General features: G+C 70.5%; 18 protein-coding genes. 9 read left to right on the top strand and 9 right to left on the bottom strand.

Annotated features, from left to right (window positions below):
* Window positions 1-60: 60 nt before the first annotated feature.
* Genes R0232_RS18205 through mltG form a run of 4 tightly spaced genes read right to left on the bottom strand, consistent with a single transcriptional unit; the run spans window position 61 to window position 3,171 of the window.
* The gene (locus tag R0232_RS18205; protein ID WP_431508964.1) at window positions 61-483 is read right to left on the bottom strand and encodes a PilZ domain-containing protein; all 423 of its coding nucleotides are present in this window, start codon (window positions 481-483) and stop codon (window positions 61-63) included.
* Window positions 480-1,493, bottom strand: coding sequence for a DNA polymerase III subunit delta' (locus R0232_RS18210; RefSeq protein ID WP_296795452.1), 1,014 nt, complete (start codon window positions 1,491-1,493; stop codon window positions 480-482). Before R0232_RS18210 ends, R0232_RS18205 begins: the two co-directional genes overlap by 4 nt.
* Window positions 1,490-2,152, bottom strand: coding sequence for a dTMP kinase (tmk, locus tag R0232_RS18215; protein WP_296782616.1), 663 nt, complete (start codon window positions 2,150-2,152; stop codon window positions 1,490-1,492). The genes R0232_RS18210 and tmk overlap by 4 nt, the downstream gene beginning before the upstream one ends.
* Window positions 2,149-3,171 (bottom strand): endolytic transglycosylase MltG, encoded by a 1,023-nt coding sequence (gene mltG / locus R0232_RS18220; protein ID WP_431508965.1) that lies wholly within the window; start codon window positions 3,169-3,171, stop codon window positions 2,149-2,151. The genes tmk and mltG overlap by 4 nt, the downstream gene beginning before the upstream one ends.
* A 158-nt stretch (window positions 3,172-3,329) precedes the next feature.
* On the opposite strand from mltG, the gene R0232_RS18225 reads away from it, so the two are divergent.
* Both R0232_RS18225 and R0232_RS18230 read left to right on the top strand, forming a co-directional pair.
* Window positions 3,330-4,262 (top strand): YgfZ/GcvT domain-containing protein, encoded by a 933-nt coding sequence (locus R0232_RS18225; RefSeq protein ID WP_431508966.1) that lies wholly within the window; start codon window positions 3,330-3,332, stop codon window positions 4,260-4,262.
* Between the two features lie 214 nt (window positions 4,263-4,476).
* Complete coding sequence (locus R0232_RS18230) at window positions 4,477-5,391, top strand: hypothetical protein (protein WP_431508967.1); 915 nt, start codon at window positions 4,477-4,479, stop codon at window positions 5,389-5,391.
* Window positions 5,392-5,398: 7 nt separating this feature from the next.
* Here R0232_RS18230 and R0232_RS18235 read toward each other — a convergent pair whose 3' ends face one another.
* From R0232_RS18235 to R0232_RS18245, 3 genes are read right to left on the bottom strand one after another with little or no spacing between them, the layout of a single operon-like run.
* Window positions 5,399-6,259 carry a YbgC/FadM family acyl-CoA thioesterase gene (locus R0232_RS18235; RefSeq protein WP_431508968.1) on the bottom strand — a complete coding sequence of 287 codons (861 nt, stop codon included), beginning with the start codon at window positions 6,257-6,259 and terminating at the stop codon, window positions 5,399-5,401.
* A 35-nt stretch (window positions 6,260-6,294) separates the two neighbouring features.
* Window positions 6,295-7,260, bottom strand: a complete 966-nt coding sequence (locus R0232_RS18240; protein WP_431508969.1) for an alpha/beta hydrolase — start codon at window positions 7,258-7,260, stop codon at window positions 6,295-6,297.
* 1 nt (window position 7,261) lies between these two features.
* On the bottom strand, window positions 7,262-8,143 hold the full coding sequence (locus R0232_RS18245) for a 2-keto-4-pentenoate hydratase (protein WP_431508970.1): 882 nt from the start codon (window positions 8,141-8,143) through the stop codon (window positions 7,262-7,264).
* Window positions 8,144-8,226: 83 nt separating this feature from the next.
* On the opposite strand from R0232_RS18245, the gene R0232_RS18250 reads away from it, so the two are divergent.
* From R0232_RS18250 to R0232_RS18280, 7 genes are all read left to right on the top strand, one after another.
* On the top strand, window positions 8,227-9,363 hold the full coding sequence (locus tag R0232_RS18250; protein WP_431508971.1) for an iron-containing alcohol dehydrogenase: 1,137 nt from the start codon (window positions 8,227-8,229) through the stop codon (window positions 9,361-9,363).
* Between the two features lie 166 nt (window positions 9,364-9,529).
* Window positions 9,530-11,875, top strand: coding sequence for a type VI secretion system Vgr family protein (locus tag R0232_RS18255; RefSeq protein ID WP_431508972.1), 2,346 nt, complete (start codon window positions 9,530-9,532; stop codon window positions 11,873-11,875).
* Between the two features lie 14 nt (window positions 11,876-11,889).
* A complete protein-coding gene (locus tag R0232_RS18260) occupies window positions 11,890-12,327 on the top strand; it encodes a hypothetical protein (RefSeq protein WP_431508973.1) in 438 nt (145 codons plus the stop codon).
* 13 nt (window positions 12,328-12,340) lie between these two features.
* On the top strand, window positions 12,341-14,998 hold the full coding sequence (locus R0232_RS18265; RefSeq protein ID WP_431508974.1) for a DUF2169 family type VI secretion system accessory protein: 2,658 nt from the start codon (window positions 12,341-12,343) through the stop codon (window positions 14,996-14,998).
* Complete coding sequence (locus R0232_RS18270) at window positions 14,995-16,128, top strand: pentapeptide repeat-containing protein (RefSeq protein WP_431508975.1); 1,134 nt, start codon at window positions 14,995-14,997, stop codon at window positions 16,126-16,128. The genes R0232_RS18265 and R0232_RS18270 overlap by 4 nt, the downstream gene beginning before the upstream one ends.
* A complete protein-coding gene (locus tag R0232_RS18275) occupies window positions 16,125-16,802 on the top strand; it encodes a DUF3540 domain-containing protein (protein ID WP_431508976.1) in 678 nt (225 codons plus the stop codon). Before R0232_RS18270 ends, R0232_RS18275 begins: the two co-directional genes overlap by 4 nt.
* A gap of 45 nt (window positions 16,803-16,847) precedes the next feature.
* Window positions 16,848-17,234 (top strand): DUF4150 domain-containing protein, encoded by a 387-nt coding sequence (locus R0232_RS18280; RefSeq protein ID WP_057590264.1) that lies wholly within the window; start codon window positions 16,848-16,850, stop codon window positions 17,232-17,234.
* An 11-nt stretch (window positions 17,235-17,245) separates the two neighbouring features.
* Here R0232_RS18280 and R0232_RS18285 read toward each other — a convergent pair whose 3' ends face one another.
* Window positions 17,246-17,560, bottom strand: a complete 315-nt coding sequence (locus R0232_RS18285; protein ID WP_431508977.1) for a YciI family protein — start codon at window positions 17,558-17,560, stop codon at window positions 17,246-17,248.
* Between the two features lie 35 nt (window positions 17,561-17,595).
* The gene (locus tag R0232_RS18290; protein ID WP_431508978.1) at window positions 17,596-18,588 is read right to left on the bottom strand and encodes a tripartite tricarboxylate transporter substrate binding protein; all 993 of its coding nucleotides are present in this window, start codon (window positions 18,586-18,588) and stop codon (window positions 17,596-17,598) included.
* Between the last annotated feature and the right edge of the window lie 45 nt (window positions 18,589-18,633).

Below are 18,633 nucleotides of genomic sequence, written 5' to 3' on the forward strand. Positions count from 1 at the left end.
AGGAAACGAAGGGAGCCGGAAAACTGGCGAGCGCAATAGGCGGTCGGGCCGCCCCGGATGTCAGATCGTCTGCGTCGGCCGGTCGGAAGCCATCGAGCCGCCCAAGGCGGCCTCGATGCGCGCCTTGAGCTGGCGCGATTTCTCGTCGGACGGAAAGCGGATGCCCACGCCAGGCGCCCGGCTGCCGGCCGCGCGCGCCGGCGTGATCCAGGCGACCTTGCCGGCCACCGGATAGCGCTGCGGATCTTCGGGCAGGGTCAGCAGCACGTAGACGTCGTCGCCGAGCCGGTATTCGCGCGAGGTCGGAATGAAGATACCGCCCTCGGAGAACAGCGGGATGTAGGCCGCATAGAGCGCGCCCTTCTCCTTGATCGCGAGCTGGATGACGCTCGGCCGGTGCGGCGTGGCGCCACCCGCAGCGGCGGCGGAGGCGGCGGCAGCGGTCGCTGCGGAATTGGCGGAGGGGGCTGCGGGTTGGTTCATGGGCGGCGAGCGGCTGAGTTGAGGGTGCTGCGCGCTTCGCTCACGAGCGCTTCCAGCATGAGTCCTGCATTGAACGGATGTTCCGCGGTCCGGGCCGACGCGGCCAGCGATTTCGACCAGCGCGCCAGCGCGAGCCGCGACGGCGCGGCCGGCAGGTCGCCGGGTTCGAAGAAGCGCGGCGCGGCGCCATTGCCGACGGCCATCAGGTCGTGGCAGAGCTTCTGCAGCGCGCCGACCGCCTGGGCCGGCGCCTGGTCGGCCAGCGCGCCGACGTCGCCGCGCAGCACGGCCTTGGGTAGCAGCGCCCAGGCCTTGGGCGACTGGCCGGTGCGCGCGAGCCGCAAGGCGTCGCTCGGGCGTCCGCCGGCCGCGCGCAGCAGGGCGGCGGCATCCGCGGCGGGAACGTCCTGCGTTGCGAGCCAGGCCTCGGCCTGCTGGGTGTCGGGCCAGGGCAAGGTGAAGCCGAGGCAGCGGCTGCGGATGGTCGGCAGCAGTTGCCAGGCGGCCTCGCTCGCGAGCACGAAGCGCACGTCGCCCACCGGCTCCTCGAGCGTCTTGAGCAGCGCATTGGCGGTGATGGTGTTCATGCGCTCGGCCGGATAGACCAGCACCACCTTGCCGCGGCCGCGCGCGCTGGTGCGCTGCGCGAAACCGACCGCGTCGCGCATCGCCTCGACGCGGATCTCGCGGCTGGCCTTGCGCTTCTTGTCGTCGATGTCGGCCTGGGCCTTCTCGTCGAGCGGCCAGCCCAGGTCCAGCATCGCCACCTCGGGCATCAGCACGCAGAGGTCGGCATGGGTGCGGACCTCGATGGCGTGGCAGCTCGGGCAGTGGCCGCAGGCGGCGCCCTCCTCCGTCGGCTGCTCGCAAAGCCAGGCCGAGGCCAGCGCGAGCGCCAGGTCGTATTGGCCCAGGCCCGAAGGGCCTTGCAGCAGCCAGGCGTGGCCGCGCTGGCGCAACAGCTCGACCAGCGGCTGGCGCAGCCAGGGCGACAGTTCCGCTGCGCTCATGCGCGCCCCTCCCCGGCCAGGCCGCGCGCCACCAGCGCCGCCTCGACCTGTTGCCAGACCTGGTCGCGGCTCTGGCTCGCATCGATGCGCACGAAGCGCGCCGCATCGGCGGCCGCGCGCTCGGCATAGCCCTGCGCGACCTTGCGGAAGAACTCGACCGGCTGGGCCTCGAACTTGTCGGGCACGCGCGCGCCGGCCAGGCGCTGGGCCGCGATCTCGGGCGCGAGGTCGAACCACAGCGTGATGTGCGGCTGCAGCAAGGTCGCCTCGGACTGCCCACCGCGCCCGGCCTGCGCCCAGCGCTCGAGCGTGGACAGCACCTCGGCGTCGAAGCCGCGGCCGCCACCCTGGTAGGCGAAGGTGGCGTCGGTGAAGCGGTCGCACAGCACCACGTCGCCGCGCGCCAGTGCCGGCTCGATCACCTGCACGATGTGGTCGCGCCGTGCGGCGAACACCAGCAGCGATTCGGTCAGCGGGTCCATCGGCTGTTCGAGGATCAGCGTGCGCAGCGTTTCGGCCAGCGGCGTGCCGCCCGGTTCGCGCGTGCGCGTGACCGTGCGGCCCCGGCCCTCGAAGAGCGCCTGCAAGGCATCGAGGTGGCTGGACTTGCCGGCCCCGTCGATGCCCTCGAGCGTGAGAAAGAGTCCGCCAGCGTTCATTGGGCCGCCTTCGTCGCAGGGGTGCCGCCGCCGCGCTGGTAGCGGTTGACGGCACGGTTGTGGTCGTCGAGCGAGCTGCTGAACTGGCTGGTGCCGTCGCCGCGCGAGACGAAATACAGCGACTTGCTCTGCGCCGGCTGCACCGCGGCCAGCAGCGCGGCCTTGCCGGGCATCGAGATCGGCGTGGGCGGCAGGCCGTTGCGCATGTAGGTGTTCCAGGGCGTGTCGGTCTGCAGGTCCTTCTTGCGCAGGTTGCCGTCGAAGGCGGTGCCCATGCCGTAGATCACGGTCGGGTCGGTCTGCAGCGGCATGCCGATGCGCAGCCGGTTGTTGAAGACGGCGGCGATCTCGGCCCGGTCGGCCGCCTTGCCGGTCTCCTTCTCGACGATGCTCGCGAGGATCAGTGCCTGCTCGGCCGATTGCAGCGGCAGGTTGCTGCCGCGCGCGGCCCAGGCGGCCTCGAGTTTCTTGTCCATGGCGCGCATCGCGCGCTGCAGCAGCGCGATGTCGGTCGAACCCTTCGAATAGGTGTAGGTATCGGGGAAGAAGCGCCCTTCGGGGTGCTGGCCGGGCCGGCCGAGCCTTTCCATCAGCGCCTCGTCGCTCAGGCCCACGCTGTCGGGCTTGAGCTGCTCGGCCTTGGCAAGGGCGGCGCGCACCTGGCGGATGTTCCAGCCTTCCACCAGCACCAGGCTGCGCGTGGCTTCCTCGCCGCGCACCAGGATGTTGAGCAGCAGCTTGGGCGTCACGCCGCGGTCGAGCTCGTAGCTGCCGGCGCGCATCTGCCGGTCCTGGCCCGAGATGCGGAACCACAGGTAGAGCAGCTGCGGGTCGACCGCCACGCCGGCGTCGGCCACGGCCTGGGCGATGCCGCGCGGCGTGGTGCCGGGCTCGACCGACAGATCGACGTTGGGCGCCGGCAGCTTGAGCGGCTGGTGCACCCACCAGAGTCCGCCGGCACCGGCGGCCAGCGCGGCCAGGGCAGCGAGCAGGAAGATCGTGAGGAAGAAGCGGCGCACGGATCCGATGAAAGAGCGGAGGAGGATGAGGTGGCGGAACGGGCTGGACGGGGCTTTTCGCGGCAGCGTGGCGGCCGCTCGAGGCGGTGGCCCTGCAAGAAGAAAGGCTGCCGTCGCCGCGGTCCTGACGAATCAGGCCCGGCCATGATAATTCAGCGATGACCACAGTCGTTCTCAATGGCGTTGCGCCCCTCGCCCATCTGGGCGTGATCCGTGCCGAGGGCCCCGATGCCGCGGCCTTCCTGCATGGCCAACTCACTCAGGATTTCTCCCTGCTCGGCGCCGCCGAGGCCCGCCTGGCGGCGCTGTGCACCGCCAAGGGCCGCGTGATCGCGAGCTTCATCGGCATCCGCCCGCAGCCCGAGCTGGTGCTGCTGGTCTGCAGCCGCGACATCCTGGCCGCCACGCTCAAGCGGCTGTCGATGTACGTGCTGCGCGCCAAGGCCAAGCTCAGCGACGCGACCGAGCAGTTCGCGCTGTTCGGCCTCGCGGGCACCGCGCTCGCGGCCAACGGCCTCGACGCCTCGGCCGCACCCGGCCAGCGCCGCGCGATCGAAGGCATCGACGGCGGCAGCGCCATCTCGCTCTACCCGGCCGACGGCGTGCCGCGCGCGCTCTGGCTGGCCCCGGCCGGCAGCGCCGCGCCGCAGGGCGCGGCGCTCGACGCGGCCCTGTGGTCGTGGAGCGAGGTGCGCAGCGGCATCGTTACGCTCACGACCCCGGTGGTCGAGGCCTTCGTGCCGCAGATGATCAATTACGAATCGGTGGGCGGCGTCAACTTCAAGAAGGGCTGCTACCCCGGCCAGGAAGTGGTGGCGCGCAGCCAGTTCCGCGGCACGCTCAAGCGCCGCACCTACCTCGTGAAGGCCGACGGCGAAGTCGCGGCCGGCCAGGAAGTCTTTGCGGCCAGCGATGCCGAACAGCCCGTGGGCACGGTCGCGCAGGCCGCGCCGGCGCCCGACGGCGGCTGGGCCGCGCTGATCTCGATGCAGATCGCGGCGCTCGAGGCCGGCGGCCTGCATGCGGCCTCGGCCAGCGGCCCGGCGCTCCAGGTGGAACCTTTGCCTTATCCGCTGCTCGAAGATATCTGAGTCTCCGAACAGCACCGGGCGCCGACCACCGGCACCGCGCTGCAGCTTGAAGCCCAATCAGTGAGGCGTTTTGGGCTTCCAACGCCCGTCGTTCGGGCGCAAGGCGCTATCTTTCAGATAGCGCCTTTTTTTGTGCGTCTTTCTTGACCCCGTTGCCGCCGGTGCGCCGTAGAAGCCTGCACCGACCACTTCCGGCAAGGAAAGAGAGACCTCCATGAACCGCAGATTCTTCTCCACCGCCCTCGCGCTGGCCGCGCTCTCGGCCTGCACCCAGACCCCGGCGCGCCCCTACCTGCCGCCCTCGCCCGTCGACCGCCTCGGCGGCCTGATGGAAGTCAGCGTGGTCGACCGCGCCACCGGCCGCGAGCTGCCGATCCACCGCGCCAACGGCGAGTACTGGGTGGCCGGGCGTCCCGGCGCGCGTTATGCGCTGCGGCTGCGCAACCGCATGGGCGAGCGGCTCATGACCGTGATGTCGGTCGACGGCGTCAACGTGCTGACCGGCGAAACCGCGGGCGTGCAGCAGAACGGCTACGTGCTCACGGGCGGCGAGCGCGCCGACATCGCGGGCTGGCGCAAGAGCGATTCGCAGATCGCGGCCTTCGAGTTCACCGCCAACGGCAACTCCTATGCGAGCCGCACCGGCCGGCCCGATGAGGTCGGCGTGATCGGCGTCGCGGTGTTCCGCGAGCGCGTCGCACCGCCGCCGCCGCCCGTGCCGATGCCCTTCCCGCGCCGCGACGGCTACAGCCGCGAGGAGTCGGCGCCGCGCGGCGATTTCGAGGCCCGCAACAAGTCGATGGCGCCGGCGCCGGGAGCCGCGCCCTCGGCCGACAGCGCGGCCCCCGCGGAATCCTCCGCCATGGCCCAGTCGCGCAGCCAGCCCGCGCCCAGCCTCGGCACCGGCCATGGCCGCCGCGAGACCTCGTACGTCGGCCACACCACCTTCGAGCGCCTGCGTTCCTCGCCCGACGAGGTGGTGCGCATCCGCTACGACAGCCGCGAGAACCTGGTCGCCGCGGGCGTGATCCCGGCCAATCCGGCGCCGCGCTGGCCGCGTCCCGCGGGACCGTCGCCGTTCCCCGAATCCGAAGCGGGCTACGTGCCCGATCCGCCGCCGCGCTACTGAACGACGCTCAGCGCAGCACGCGCCGCATCTCGATGTGCGGGATGTCGGCCTCGACGAAGGGCTCGCCGTACACCGCATAGCCGAGCCGTTCGTAGAAGCGCTCGGCGCTGCGCTGCGCGTAGAGCGCGATCTCCGCATCGCCGCGCGCCCGGGCCGCGGCCTCGAGCGCCTGCACCACCGCCACGCCGTGGCCGCCGCTGCGCAGCGCGCGGTGCACCGCGATGCGGCCGATCATCGAGCGGCCGTCCTGCGCCGGCAGCAGCCGGCCGGTGGCGATCGCCTGGCCGAGCCGGTTGCGCACCACCACATGCGGCACGGCCGCGTCGTGCTCGTCCCACTCCATCGCCTCGGGCACCTTCTGCTCCTCGATGAAGACCGCGCGCCGCAGCGCCGCAGCGCCCTCGCCCAGCGTGGCCCAGTCGCCGGTGTCGATCGCGCGCATCGTCTCGCCGGCCTCGAAGCCCTCGAGGATCGCGCGCAGCGAGGCCGGCACCGGCTTCGAGGTCTGCGTGGCCGGGTCGGCGAACACGTAGACCAGTTCGCAGCCGACCAGGAATTCGCCCTGGCGGAACAGCCCGCCCTCGAAGGTCATCGACGAGGTGCCGATGCGCGCGCAGCGCATGCCCACGTCGATCACGTCGTCCATGCGCGCCGAGCCGCGGAAATCGATGGTCGCCTTGCGCACGTAGAGATCGCCGCCCAGCGAATGCATCGCCTCCTCGTAGGGCAGCGCGAGCGCGCGCCAGTAGTCGGCGATGGCGGTGTCGAAGTACATCAGGTAGTGCGCGTTGAAGACGATCTTCTGCATGTCGACTTCGGCCCAGCGCACGCGCAGGCGGTGGAAGAAACGGAAATCACTGCGTTGCATTCTTGTTGTCTCCAGGGGAAATGAAATCGGGGTCGTCAGGGCCGAAGCGCGTCGCGCAGCGCCTTCGCCGCATCGTCCTGCGCCTGCAGCGCCTCGGGCACCGCGCGGCCCATCTTGAGGAACTCGTGGATCACGCCGCGGTAGATCTCGAGGTCGACCGGCACGCCAGCGGCGCGCAGCTTGTCGGCATAGGCGATGCCCTCGTCGACCACCGGGTCGCACTCGGCCAGCGCGATCCAGGCCGGTGCCACGCCGTCCATGTCGTCGGCGATCAGCGGCGCGAAGCGCCAGTCGTCGCGGTCGGCCGGGCTGCGCACGTACTGGCCGAAGAAGTAGTCGATCAGCGCCTTGGTCAGCAGCGGGCCCTGGGCGTAGCGGCGGTGCGACTCGGTGTCCTGGTGGCCGGTGGTGCCGGGGTAGATCAGCATCTGCAACGACAGCGGCAGGCCCGCATCGCGCGCGAGGATCGCGCAGACCGCGGCCAGCGTGCCGCCCGCGCTGTCGCCGCCGACCGCGAGCCGCGCGGGATCGAGGCCCAGGCTCGCACCCTCGCGCGCGACGAAGGAGAAGGCATCCCAGGCATCGTCGGAAGCGGTCGGGAACTTGTGCGCGGGCGCGAGCCGGTAGTCGACCGACACCACGGCGCAGCCGCTCTTCTTGCAGAGGACGCGGCACAGCGTGTCGTGGGTGCGGATGTTGCCGACCGTGAAGCCGCCGCCGTGGAAGTACACCAGCACCGGCAGCACCTCGGCCGAGGGCGCGTAGAGCCGCGCGGGGATCGCATGGCCGTCGCGCGCGGCGATCTCGAAGTCCTCGATGCGCGCGAGCTCGGGCTTGGGCACCTCGAGCACGCCCGCGCCGCGTTCGTACGAGGCCTTGGCCTCGTCGGGCGTGAGCTGGTCGAGCGAGGGGTGGCCGGCGCGCGCCATGCGCTCGACCACGCTGGCCATCTTGGCGGTCAGCGGATGGGGAAGTCGTTGTGCGGTGGGATTCGTCGTCATGTCACTTGAAGGAAACGACCACGGGCTGGGCGCGCGCCAGGCCTTCGTAGGTCACGAGCACCGTCTGCCCCGCCTTGGGCGGCAGCAGCGGCGAGAAGGAACCGAGGCTGATGAGGTCGCCGGGCTTCATGGCGATGCCCTCCTTGCCGAGCGCGGCGGCCAGCCACACCACGGCATTGAGCGGATGCTCGAGGATGTCCGAGCCCTTGCCGCGCGCCAGTTCGTTGCCAGTGCCGTCCTTCATCACCACCGTCATGTCGCGCAGGCTCTGCAGCAACACGGCCTGGCCCGCGCTGTCGGCGGGCACGTCGATCGCCACGCCCTTGACGCCCAGGCGCGCCGCCACGTTGATGGCCGCGAGGCCCGGGCCGCCGAGCTTGGGCGGGGTCTGCACCGCGAGATCGGGCAGCTCGATGAAGGGGATCACCTGGTCGATGGCGGCGAGCACCTCGGCCGGCGTCTTCGCGGCGTTGATGTCGGCGCTCTTCACGCGCACCAGCATGTCGGCCTCGAACAGCGGCCGCGCGCCGAAGGCGGCATCGACCACCGCGCCGGTGTCGAGCACCATGTCGCGGTAGAGCACGCCCCACACCGGCTGGTCGTAGTTGAAGCGCTTCTGCACCGCGGGATTGGTGAGCCCGGCCTTGTAGCCGACCACCGGGCCGAGCTTGCGCGCATGCAGCGCATTGAGCTTCGCGCGCGTGCAGGAGGCATCGGTCTCGCCCATGTTCTCGAGGTCGGCCGCGGGCCGGTGGGCCTCGAGCGCGGCCGCGAAATCGGCGACCTGTTCGTCGCTGAGGCAGGCGGCCAGCGCCGGGGCGGCGGACAGTGCGGCGATCGCTGTGCCGAGCGCGACAGCGGCAAGGGTTTTCTTCGTGTGCAAGGTGCCTCCCTCCTGATAGTTTCGGTAGATTCGATGGTCCGCCATCGTACTGCCCGCAAGCTCCGGAACCCCTCCCCCACCCCATGGCCCTCATCCAATACCTGACCCAGATCCAGTTCGAATTCGGCGCGGTGAAGCTGCTGTCGAGCGAGTGCGCGCGCATCGGCATCCACCGCCCGCTGATCGTGACCGACGCCGGCGTGCGCGCGGCCGGCATCCTGCAGAAGGCGATCGACGCCATCGCCGACCTCGAGGTGTCGATCTTCGACCAGACCCCGTCCAACCCGACCGAGGCCGCGGTGCGCGCGGCCGTCGAGCTCTACCGCAGCGGCCGCTGCGACGGCCTGATCGCCGTGGGCGGCGGCTCGGCCATCGACTGCGCCAAGGGCGTGGCGATCGCGGCCACGCACGAAGGTCCGCTCAAGACCTACGCCACCATCGAGGGCGGCTCGCCGAAGATCACCGACCGCGCGGTGCCGCTGATCGCGGTGCCCACCACCAGCGGCACCGGCAGCGAGGTCGCGCGCGGCGCGATCGTGATCGTCGACGACCACCGCAAGCTCGGCTTCCACAGCTGGTTCCTGATGCCCAAGGCCGCGATCTGCGACCCCGAGCTCACGCTCGGCCTGCCGCCGCGGCTGACCGCCGCCACCGGCATGGACGCGATCGCGCACTGCATGGAGACCTTCATGTCGGCCGCCTTCAACCCCCCGGCCGACGGCATCGGCCTCGACGGCCTCGAGCGCGCCTGGGGCCACATCGAGCGCGCCACCAAGGACGGCAGCGACCGCGAGGCGCGCCTCAACCTCATGAGCGCCTCGATGCAGGGCGCGATGGCGTTCCAGAAGGGCCTGGGCTGCGTGCACTCGCTGAGCCACAGCCTCGGCGGCGTCGATCCGCGCCTGCACCACGGCACGCTCAACGCGTTGTTCCTGCCCGCCGTGATCCACTTCAACGCCGGTGCCGAGTCGGTGCAGAAGGAGCAGCGGCTGCAGCGCATGGCGCAGGCCATGCACCTCGATTCGGCCGGCGACCTCGGCGATGCGATCCGCGACATGAACGCGCGCCTGGGCCTGCCCAAGGGCCTGGCCGAAGTGGGCGTGACGCCCGCGCTGTTCGAGCAGATCATCGACGGCGCGATGGCCGACCACTGCCACAAGACCAACCCGCGGCTCGCCACGCGCGACGATTACCGCGCGATGCTCGAAGCCTCGATGTGAGGCCGGGCCGGGGCGCCGACCCCGGCCTTATAAACAGTTCGTCTTAAGCGCGCGGTCTTAGCGCGCCGCATGCGCCATCGCGTCATGTCGATGACATGAGGGCTTCCTAGACTGGCCTCGACGACCCGCACCCGCCGGGTCCTTCGAGAACAGGGAACACCTTCGAATGACGCGAACCATCCGGGTCCACACCGCACTGAGCGCCGAGCAACTGAAGTTTCGCGCGATGCGGGGACAGGAAGGCCTCTCCCGGCTCTTCGAGTTCGAGGTCGACATGGTCAGCACCAGCTTCAACCTCGACCTGAAGACGCTGCTGGGCACCTCGCTGAGCATCGAGGTCTCGGACGATGCCGGCCCGCGCTTCCTCAATGGCACCGTGGTGCGCTTCGAACTGCTGGGCCGCGCCAACGAGACCGGCCGCCATTACGTCTACCGCGCGCTGGTGCAGCCCTGGCTCTGGTACCTCACGCGCACCACCGACAGCCGCATCTTCCAGAACCGGAGCGTGCCCGAGGTGCTCGACGAGGTGCTCGGCAAGTACGGCTTCGAGTACGAGAAGCGCCTGACCGGCAGCTACCGCAGCTGGGAGAACTGCGTGCAGTACCAGGAGAGCGACTTCGCCTTCGCGAGCCGGCTCATGGAGCACGAGGGCATCTCCTACCACTTCGAGCATTCGAACGGCTCGCACCTGCTGGTGCTGGCCGACGATGCCGGCGCCTACCGGCCGCTGCCCGGCTACGCCAGCATCCCGTACCGGCCGCGCGATCGCGTGGTCGACGCGCTCGAGCCCTGCATCGACCGCTGGCGCGTGGCCGAGCAGATCACCTCGGGCCGCGTGATGCTCGACGACTTCGATTTCCGCAAGTCGCGCGCCTCGCTGCAGAGCGTGCAGCAGGACCCCAAGGGCCACGAGCATGCCTCGTACGAGGTCTACGAATGGCTGGGCGGCTACAGCGAGCACCAGCAGGGCGACACCTATGCGCGCATCCGCCTGCAGGAGCTGCAGTGCGCGCACGAACTGGCCGCGGGCCACACCAACGTGGCGGGCATGGCGCCGGGCTACCTGTTCTCGCTCACGCATTGCCCGCGCGAAGCCGACAACCGCGAGTACCTGGTCACCGAGACCCGCTACGACCTGCAGGAGCCCGAGTACTCGAGCGGCGGCAGCAGCGAGTCGGTGTGCGAGTTCGACTTCACCGTGCTGCCCTCTTCCGTGGTCTACCGGCCCGCGCGCAAGACGCCGCGCCCGCGCACCAACGGCCCGCAGACCGCCACCGTGGTCGGCCCGCAGGAGATCTGGACCGACCGCTTCGGTCGCGTGAAGCTGCAGTTCCGCTGGGACCGCTACGGCCAGGCCGACGAGAACAGCTCCTGCTGGGTGCGCGTGTCCAGCAGCTGGGCCGGCGCGAACTTCGGCACCATGCACATGCCGCGCGTGGGCCAGGAGGTCATCGTCGACTTCATCGGCGGCGAGCCCGACCGGCCGATCATCACCGGCCGCGTCTACAACAGCGACCAGATGCCGCCGTGGGAACTGCCTGCCAATGCCACGGCCAGCGGCATCCTCACGCGCTCGAGCGAAGGCGGCGCGGCCAACCAGGCGAACATGCTGCGCTTCGAGGACCGCACCGGCGCCGAGCAGATCCTGCTGCATGCCGAGCGCAACCTCGACGTGGAGGTCGAGGCCGACGAGACCCACACCACCGACGGCACGCGCACCACGCTGATCAAGGGCCACGAGTCGGCCACCTACCAGGACGGCGAGACGCGCGACATCACCGCGGGCGCGCAGGAGACCATCACCGGCGGCGACACCCGCGACGTGACCGGCGGCTTCGACGAGACCATCAGCGGCGGCGTCAACCAGCGCATCACGGGCGGCAAGAACCGCAACCTGGCCGGTGGCCTCAACGACACCATCACGGGCGGCGTCAACCTCGCGATCACCGGCGGCTTCCACGGCACCATCGACGGCCAGGAGATCCGCTTCGTGAGCGGCGGGCGCAACGACACCATCAACACCGTCAACAACGTGACGGTCAACGGTCCCTCGACCACCATCGTGACCGGCCCGACGGTGCACACCTCGCCCGACGTGACCTTCAACACCACCAACCACATCCACAACACGACGCAGCACGTCATCAACACCAACATCTACAACACGACCTCGACCACCTACAACAACACGACCAACAACTACACCAACAACTCCACCGTCTACAACAACAACTACGCATCGAGCGGCGACTGGCGGCTCGCGCGCGTGGGTGGCGTGGGCTTCCGGCTGAGCCTGGTGGGGATGTCGCTGGACGTGTGGGGCGCGCGGCTGCAGTACTACGCGGCGCTCAATGCGCAGCTCGCGACGGTCAAGATCGACGTGGCCATCTTCTCGCTGAAGAACGCGCCGCTGAAGATCAGCACCACGGGCCTGAAGATCGCCCAGAAGGGCATGCTGATCGCGACCGGCGGCCTGGCGGCGAAGTTCAAGGTGCTGACCCTGGTGGTCTGACGCACCCGGCAACGATGGAAATCCTCCTGTGGATCGTCTTCGCGGTGCTGATGGGCTCGATGCTGCTGGTGGCGGTGTCGGTCGTGATCGTGGCCACGCGCGAGAACCGCGCCTATTCGGCCGAGGCCAAGACCTGGGCGCGGCTGGCGCAGACCGGCATTCCCGCGCAGGCCGTGGTCGAGTCGCTCAAGCGCTCCGAGAATGAACTCTCGCGCGGCGGCTCGCAGGGCCAGACCGTGTATGCCGTGGAGCTCGCGCTGCGCGTGATCGGCACCGACGCCATCGTGGACGAGCGCCCCGCCATCGTGCGCACGCTGATCGACGAGGGACTGCTGCCGCAGTTCGCGGTGCCCGGCAAGCCGGTGCACCTGCTGCGCGATCCGAACGACGCCTCCATCTTCGCCATCGACCGCGCGCGCACGCCGCTCGAGATTCCGCGCGCTTCGCACTGAGCCGCGCCCGCCCGTGAAAACAGTCAAACCCCTGCGGCTGAGCGTCATCACGCGCCCCTTCCTGCGCCAGGGCCAGCAGCGCCTGGCACTCACGGTGATGGGCATGGTGTCGATGGACGAACAGCCGGTGCTGCTGCCCGAGACCGAATTCTGGAAGACGGTCTCCGAGGAACTGGGCCCCACCGGCGCCATCGACCTCGGCATGCCCAAGGCCTGCGCCGAGTTCCTGGCCACCGGCCATGCCTACACCCACCACCAGCCCGAGAAGACGGCCTGCGCGGTCGAGCTGCGCGTGGGCGCGCTGGCACGGCAGCTGGTGGTGTTCGGCGACCGCTACTGGGTCGACGGCCGCGCGAGCGCGCCGCAGCCCTTCGAATCGATGCGCCTGGACTGGAGCCGCGCCTACGGCGGCCCGGCCTTCGCCGACAACCCGCTGGGCATCGGCCAGCAGCCCGAACTCGTCAACGGGCTGTGGGTGCAGCGGCTGCCCAACGTCGAGCATCCGCAGCGCCGCATCGACCATCCGGGCCGGGCAATGGAGCCGGCCTGCCTCGGCGCGATCGACGTGAGCTGGCCCGCGCGCATGCGGCTGATCGGCAGCGACTACGGCGCGCACTGGCGCGAGCACCTGTTCCCCGGCTTCGCGCAGGACATGGACTGGCGGCTCTTCAACGCCGCCGCGCCCGAGCAGCGCTGGCCCCAGGCCGACCGCATCGCGGGCGGCACGCCCTACGAGATCTGGAACATGCACCCCGCGCAGCCCGTGCAGCGCGGCCGGCTGCCCGACTGGCGCGCGCGCGGCTTCGTGGCGCGCAAGACGCAGGCCGGCGGCGACGAGCCCGGGCACTTCGACGAGCTCGAGCTGCGGCTCACCACGGCCTGGTTCTTCCCGCACCGCGAACAGATCGCACTGATCTTCCATGGTGAGACCGCGATCGCCGAAGACGACGCCGCCGACATCACGCACCTCATGCCCGCGATCGAGCGCGCCGCCGATGCGCCGCGCCCGCTGGCCCACTACCTCGAGATCCTGCAGCGCCGCAGCGACCCCGAGACCGGCGCGCTCCACACCTTCCGCGACGAGGAGCTGCTGCCCGCCGAGACCATCGGCCCCTGGATCGACCAGCTCGAGGAAGAGGAATCGCCGCTGGTGCGCAACATGCGCGAACGCGCGCGCGTGCTGCGCGAGGACCTCGCCGGCAAGGGCGTGGCTGCCGGCCACAAGCCGCGCCACTTCAAGGAACGCGCGGTGCCCGAGCCCTTCACCAGGCGGCCGAGCCTCAGCGAGCTGCCCGCGTTCATGGAGCGCGCCAAGGCCTACGAGCGCGAACAGTTGCAGAAGCTCGAGGACGGCCGCCGCGACCTCGCGCGGCATGCGAAGGCCAACGCGCCCGAGTCGCGCAAGGTCGGCTTCGACACCGGCGAGATGGTCGACAACGCGCAGCGCACCGAGGTCAAGGGCCCGCCGGCCTTCGATGCGAAGACCGTGATGCAGGGACTGCTGGGCATCGCGCCCGCCACGCGCAGCCCGCAGATGCCGCCCGAGCAGCAACGCGCGCTCGAGCAGGCGGCCGAGAACGGCCGCCGCGGCCTGATCGACATGTACCGGCTCGGCGCCCAGCACCAGAGCGCGGCCGATGCGATGGACGCTGTGCGCGCGGCCGAGGCACGCGAACGCGTACTGCAGCTCATGGCGACCACGCGCGACCTCTCGGGCCTGGACCTGACCGGCGCCGATCTCTCGGGCATCGACCTGCGCGGCGCCCGGCTGCACCGCACCCTGCTCGAGAGCGCCTCGCTCGCGGGCGCGCAGCTCGACGGCGCCGATGCCACCGAGGCGGTGCTGGTGCGCGCGAACCTCGCGCATGCCTCGCTGGCCCACTGCGTGCTCGACCGCGCCAACCTGAGCCTCGCGCGCTGCGAGCGCACCTCGTTCGCGCACGCCCGGCTGTCCGAGACCACGAGCGAGAAGAGCCGCTTCGAGCACTGCGATTTCGGCGGCGCGCGGCTCGCGCAGCTGAACCTGTTCGGCATGCACTTCGAGGGCTGCCGCTTCGACGATGCGCACTTCGACTACGTGACCGTGCTCGAGGGCAGCCGGCTCGTGGACTGCAGCTTTCGCGGCGCCACGCTGCACAAGTTCGGCCTCATTGCCTGCGAGGTCGAGGGCCTGGACTTCGCAGGCGCTTCGCTCGAAGCCTGCGCCTGGGCCCACACCGTGGCCGACCGGCGCGTGAGCTTTCGCGGCGCCACGCTGCGCACCACCTGCTTCGTCGGCACCAGCAGCCTGCGCACGGTCGATTTCGAAGGCGCCACGCTGGTCCATTGCAGCCTGCGCGAGATGCAGCTCGAGGGCGCGCGCTTCGTGCGCGCCACGCTCGACACCTGCGATCTCTCGGGCTGCGTGCTGACCGGCGCCGACCTGAGCGCCATCGACGCCCCCGACAGCCTGTTCATCCGCGCCGACTTCACGCAGGCCTCGCTGCGCGGCGCCAATCTCATGAATGCCCATCTGCAGAAATCCCGCCTGCTTTCCTGCGACCTGCGCGAAGCCAACCTGTTCCGTGCCGATGTCTCGCAGACCGTGATCGACACGGTGACCGACACCCACGGCGCCTACCTCGAACAGGCCAAGACGCTGCCGCGCCGCGCGGCGGACCCGGTGCAATGACGCCGGAAACCCTGGCCCTGAAACTGCGCGGCGGCGAATTCATCGAGCGGCAGGACTTCCAGGGGATGCGATTCGATGGCCTGGATTTGAGCGGCGGCGCCCTGCGCGACTGCGATTTCTCCAACGCCAGCCTGCGCGGGGCGAAGCTCGCCGAATCGGCCTTCGATGCATGCCGCTTCGACGGCGCCGTGCTCGACGCGGCCGACCTGCAGCGCGCGGGCTTCCATCGCTGCAGCCTGGCACGCGCGAGCCTGCGCGGCGCCACGATGAGCCGCGCGGCCTTCAGCGACTGCGAGCTGCACGAGGTGGATGCCGCCGAGGCCCGGGCCGATCTCGCGGCTTTCCACCAGAGCCGGCTCGATGGCGCGAGTTTCGCGGGGGCCGAACTCACGAAGGCCGTGTTCGGCGAGTCGAGCCTGGCCGGCACCCGTTTCGACGCGGTGGCGCTGAACACCACCGTCTACTACCGGGCCGCGCTGCGCGGCGCGCGCTTCACGGGCGCCAGCTTCCACAACGTGATCTTCAGCGAGGCCGATCTCGCGGGCCAGGACTTCTCGGGCCAGCAGTTCCGGCTCTGCCAGTTCATCGATGCCGACCTCGGCGGCAGCAACTTCGACCGCGCGACGCTGATCCAGTGCAACTTCAAGGGCGCGAAGCTCGCGCGCGCGGTGCTCACCGCGGTGCATGCGCCGCAGTGCCTGTTTCCCGAAGCCGACCTGCGCCAGGCCGATGCGCGCGGCGGGCATTTCGACCAGAGCCTGTGGGTCGGTGCGCGGCTCGACGACGCCGACCTGTCGGATGCGCGGCTCGAGCAGTGCGTGTTCCACCGCGCGCAGTGCCGGCGCACCTCGTTCGCGCGCAGCCGGCTCGTGTATGCGGACTTCGCCTATGCCGACCTCGGCGAGGCCGACCTGCGCGGCGCCTTCTTCGAGCGCACGCAGATGCACCGCGCGCTGCAGTCCGGCACCCGATGGGGCGACCGCGGCGGCGTGCTCGACAGCGACCCGGCCCTGTTCGAGGCCGAACGCTTCTCGGCCGCGCGCCAGGACCGCCCGCAACGCGCGGGCCGCGACGGTTTCGGCCGGCCGCTGCCTTCCACTTCCGACGACCTCGAGGACCTCGCACCATGAGCCCTGCCGCCCTGCGCGAACGCGCCTCTTCCCCCGCCGCGCACGACGCGCCCGACATGCAGGCCTTGCTGCGCCGCCCACTGCCCGCGCCCGTCGCCTGGACCGGCAACGCCCTCGGCACCGTGCTGCAGGCGCTGCCCGGCGATGCCTTCCTCGTCGAGGCACAGGCCGGCGGCGAACGCTGGCAGTGCCCGCGTGCCGCGAGCTGCCTGCTGCAGCCCTCGGTCGGCGACACGGTGCTGGTGGCCGGACCGCGACGCGACCAGGCCTACCTGATCGCCGTCATCACGCAGGCCGATCCCGCACAGGCACGGCTCGCGGTCGACGGCGTGCTCACGCTGCAGGCCGGCACCCGGCTCGAACTGGCCGCGCCCGAACTCGATCTGCAGGCACGCAAGGCGCGGCTCGAGGTCGGCGAGATGGACTACCGCGGCGGCGAAGTGCGCATCACCACGCTGGTCGCGCGCTTCGTCGGCCGCACCTGCGAGACCGTGCTCGACCGGCTCAGCGTACTCACGCGCTCTAGCTTCAGGCTCACCGAGGAGGTCGAGCAGGTGCGCGCGGGGCAGATCGACTACCAGGCGGAAGAGACCCTGCGGCTGCACGCGAAGAACACGCTCGTGAGCAGCAAGGGGCTGGTCAAGGTGGATGCCGAGCAGATCCACATGGGCTGACCCGCGCCATCGACCACCGACGACCGCCAGAAAGGAACCGCCACCATGTTCGCCAACGCACAGATGATGGGCGTCGACCTCGCCTTCCCCGACGTGTGCAAGACGCCGCCGGCCTTGCCGATCCCCTACCCCAACATCGCGCTGGGCCCGACCGCGATTCCCAACGCCTGGAACATCCTCTACGGCGGCACGCCGGCCCACAACATGGCGACCGTCACGCCGATCACCAACGGCGACAACGCGGGCGTGCTGATGGGCGTGGTCTCGCAGACGGTGATGGGGCCCTCGCGCCACATCACGGGCGCCTTCACCGTGCTGCTCAAGGGCACGCCGTGCACGCGCATGACCAGCCTGTCGGTGCAGAACCGCTGCAACATCGTCGGCATGCGGATCGTGCCGAGCCAGTTCAAGGTGCTGGTGCTCGCGGCCTGACTCGCGATGTCTCAGGCCGCCGAGGCGGACGGCGCAGCGAACCAGTCCTCGGCCCAGGGCTGGCGCTTCACCGGCTGGAATTCGCTGAAAGCGAAGCGCGCGAGCTGTTCGCGGCTGAACGGGTCGTCGAGAAAGAAGGCCTGCAACTGTTCGAGCGACTCCGCGCGCGCCAGCATGAAGCCGCCGGTGGCCGGCACCTTCGGGCCCGAGCACAGCAGCAGGCCGGCGTCGTAGCCCAACTGCAGGTAGGCGCGATGCGCGGGCACGGATTCCTGGATGCGGGCCAGGGGCACGAGGTAGTCGATCTCGACGATGAAGTGCTTCATGAACGGCGGGCAAGCACCCGCCGTGCCAGCGATGGCTACTCGGCCTTCACGCCCGCGGTGCGGATCACCGCGCCCCACTTCGCGGTCTCCGACGCGATGAAGGCATCGAACTCCTCGGGCGTGCCGCCCGCCGGGAAAGTGCCCATCGCATCGAGCTTCGCGCGCGTCTCGTCGCTCTTGATGATGCGCGCCACCTCGTCCGACATGCGCTTGACGATCTCGCGCGGCGTGCCGGCCGGCGCGAGCATGCCGGCCCAGGTGCTGCCGGTGAAGCCCGCGAAACCCTGCTCGATGAAGGTCGGCACGTCCGGCACCGCGGGCAGCCGCTTGTCGCCCGCCACGCCGATCAGCCGAATCTTGCCGGCCTTGGCCTGGTTGATGAGCCCGGTCGGCGCATCGAAGAAGAGCTGGATCTGCCCGCCCATCAGGTCGGTCAGCGCCGGCACCGCGCCGCGGTACGGGATGTGGATCATGTAGGTCTTGGTGAGCGACTTCCACAGCTCGGTCGTGAGGTGTGCGGCCGAGCCGTTGCCCGACGAGCCGAAGCTCACCTTGCCGGGATTCGCGCGCGCGTAGTCGATCAGCTCGCGCGCGGTCTTGAACGGCGCATCGAGGTTCACCGCCGCGAGCAGCGGCGACACGCCCATCAGCGACACGCCCACGAGGTCCTTGCGCGGGTCGTAGGGCAGCTTCGGATAGAGCGAGGTGTTGGCTGCGTAGGCCGCGATCACCACGCCGAAGGTGCTGCCGTCGGGCGCGGCCTTGGCGACAGCATCCACGCCGATCAGGCTGTTGGCGCCGGGCTTGTTGTCGATCAGCACCGGCTGGCCCAGCCGGGTCTGCAGCCCGATCTGCACCAGCCGCGCCATCTGGTCGGTGAAGCCGCCGGGCGTGTAGGGCACGACGATGCGGATCGGCTTGCTGGGCCAGGCACTTTGCGCGAGCACCGGCAGGCCGAGCGTGGCGGCCGCACCGGCGGCGGAGGTGGCGATGGCGAAGCGTCGGCGCGACATCAGGGCATGGGGCATCGGGAACGGTCTCCTGCTTGTTATGGGCCGTCCGGGCCGGACGGC

Origin of the sequence: Variovorax sp. DAIF25 (genome assembly GCF_050711835.1) — a bacterium.
Taxonomy (GTDB): Bacteria; Pseudomonadota; Gammaproteobacteria; order Burkholderiales; family Burkholderiaceae_C; genus Variovorax.